Annotated in this window: 4 protein-coding genes; 3 read left to right on the top strand and 1 reads right to left on the bottom strand. The window is 42.9% G+C overall.

All coding sequences use genetic code 11. The features are described 5' to 3' along the window. The coding region (locus F6K37_RS38110) for an NERD domain-containing protein (protein ID WP_287256270.1) at window positions 1-459 on the bottom strand (459 nt) is incomplete at its 3' end. A gap of 717 nt (window positions 460-1,176) precedes the next feature. On the opposite strand from F6K37_RS38110, the gene F6K37_RS38105 reads away from it, so the two are divergent. From F6K37_RS38105 to F6K37_RS38095, 3 genes are all read left to right on the top strand, one after another. Next, a complete protein-coding gene (locus tag F6K37_RS38105; RefSeq protein WP_287256267.1) occupies window positions 1,177-1,719 on the top strand; it encodes a cysteine hydrolase family protein in 543 nt (180 codons plus the stop codon). Between the two features lie 296 nt (window positions 1,720-2,015). Then, window positions 2,016-2,300: a hypothetical protein gene (locus F6K37_RS38100; RefSeq protein ID WP_008188090.1), complete on the top strand. Its 285-nt coding sequence runs from the start codon at window positions 2,016-2,018 to the stop codon at window positions 2,298-2,300. Further along, window positions 2,297-2,428, top strand: coding sequence for a hypothetical protein (locus F6K37_RS38095; protein ID WP_008188091.1), 132 nt, complete (start codon window positions 2,297-2,299; stop codon window positions 2,426-2,428). Before F6K37_RS38100 ends, F6K37_RS38095 begins: the two co-directional genes overlap by 4 nt. Window positions 2,429-2,465 lie beyond the last annotated feature (37 nt).

Here is a 2,465-nt window from a genome sequence, read left to right as displayed (position 1 = left end):
TTGGTCAAAACCGTGGTGTTGCCATTGTTCTTGAGTAATTAAAGGAAGAGCAATCATCGCCCTACCGGTAACTTTGCGCCAAAGGGCTGGTTCGCGATCGCAAGAAGCCAGTATTGCTTTTAACTGATGTTCTGCTTGTTGGTAGGGATTTGGGTCAGCGCTGTAAGGGTTTTGGAGTTGCCACTGATCACTATCAATAGTAATAATTTCATCAATAGTGACAGATTGGATTTCAATTACTACTAGACCAAGGTCTTGATCAGTAATTAAAATATCAGGCTCCTTAGAGATTTCTCCTACTTTAGAAAAAATAGGATAGCGCCAGTAGCCAATACAATTGCGTTCGGAAAATGCACTGCGAGTGGCATCCCACACTCTTTGTTTTCCTGTTTCTTCACTTTCTGTGATCGGTTCAGTGGTAATAAATTTGCGACCCTGATCTGTATCGATAACCGACATTTGGGCTAATTTCCTTTAGTAATGTTTACATCGGTTTTAAGGTGAAGTACACAATTTTAGGGAATAGGGAACAGGGAATCGGGAATCGGGAATCGGAACCCACCCCTAGGGTGTGTTTTCAAAGTTTTCCGCAAGATATTAGATCCCCCCCAGCCCCCCTTATTAAGGGGGGAGCCATACTCAAAGTCCCCCTTTTTTAAGGGGGATTTAGGGGGATCTCGGAGTTTGAAGACACGCCCTAACCCCTCCCAGGAGGGGAACGGGAATCGGGAATCGGGAATCGGGAATCGGGAGAAAATCCTGTGTACCTCATAAGTATGGTAAACGGTAGATTAAATCTGTATTGCTATAGCGCGTTACCATCTCCCCACACCTCCCATACCTACCACACTTCCCTCTGTTTCCTTACTCCCTGCTCCCAAGCTGCCTAAAACCCAAGACGAAAGTACTTCACCTAATTGAGAACTGCTATAGTGCTTTATACAGTTCTAACCGTAGAGTTCCCAAATTGTCAGCTATTGAATACAGGGTGCAGGTAATTCCAATGAAACGAAAAATTAAGGGTTTAGCCAATCAGACAAGACGATGCAAATTTCCAGACCAAAAATAACTTATAAATTATGTTCTAGGGTTGTAGTACTTCGTCCTATGATACTACCGGCGGAATGTGGGTTATAATGTAAAGGGGTTGAGTAAAAATAGGGGCGGAGAATAGCAATGAAGACAGCACTGATACTAGTAGATATTCAGAATGACTACTTTCCTGGTGGTTCTATGGAACTAGTGGGGATGAATTTAGCTAGTCAAAATTCTCAACATTTACTAGATCATTTTCGGTCAAACAAGTTGCCAACTTTTCATATACAGCACTTTTTTGAAGCTGATTCTAATGAACCCTTCTTTATCCGAGGTACTGAAGGAGTTGAAATCCATGAGATTGTTAAACCCCTTCCTGGTGAAACTGTAATCCCGAAAAATTATCCTAATAGCTTTCGGGAAACTACTTTGCTGGATCAACTCAAAGAAGCTGAGATTGAACAGTTAGTTATTTGCGGTGCCATGAGTCACATGTGTATTGATGCTACCACTCGCGCTGCTGCTGATTTGGGTTTTAAGTGTAAGGTAGTTCATGATGCCTGTGCTACTAGAGATCTGGTTTTTGGCAATGAGACTATTATCGCTCAAGACGTACATGGGGCATTTATGCATGCTTTGGGTGTTGCTTATGCTGATGTGATTAGCTTATCGGATTTTTCGTAGGGATTGAACTGAGATAACAACCAGTGCGATTCGTTATTCAAGACTGATAAGAGGTTGTCTGAGAAGTCTCATTTGCTACATCCAAGCCCCCTAAATCCCCCAATTTTGGGGGACTTCTACCAGCAAATTGATTCTTGTTCCCCCCAGAATTGGGGGGCTAGGGGGGCAAAATTCAGTATCAAAAAACTTTTCAGATATCCTCTAACAAGAAGATCAATTGTTTAATCACAAAACATCTTCTTGTTATCAAGCCCAATTACTTAACAAATTAAATCTTATCATTCATTGTTTGACTGATGACGTTAATCCTTAACCTGCCACCAGAATTGGAGCAATATCTCTTGCAGGAAGCCAAGCAGCAAGGGATATCCCTCGAAGCTATAACATTACAACTTTTGGCAAACTCTATTCTGGTAAGACAAAAGCAAGCTGAAGCGGTTAATCTGCTTCAGTCCTGGATTGATGATCAGGATATTGACGAACAGCAAGAAACAGGTCAGTACTTGATCGATGCATTGGATCAGGATCGACTTTCTGAGCGTCAGTTATTCCCAATTGAGATGAAGGGTGTAACTTGGTGAGGGGAGTGATAGTGTTGGATGCAGGACCGGTTGGTCTGATCACCAATCCCAAGCTGTCTGCTCAGAGTGTTGCTTGTGCTCAGGGTGGTGCGTTACGGGGCGGACTATCTCAACCCTGGCTACCGTAAAAATAAGGGCAAGTCCGCCCCTAACGCACCCTACGCA

This window comes from Moorena sp. SIO4E2, from assembly GCF_010671945.1.
GTDB classification, from domain to species: domain Bacteria; phylum Cyanobacteriota; class Cyanobacteriia; order Cyanobacteriales; family Coleofasciculaceae; genus Moorena; species Moorena producens.
The sequence above is the reverse complement of the archived record's forward strand: the minus strand, read 5'-3'. Positions and strand labels throughout refer to the sequence as shown.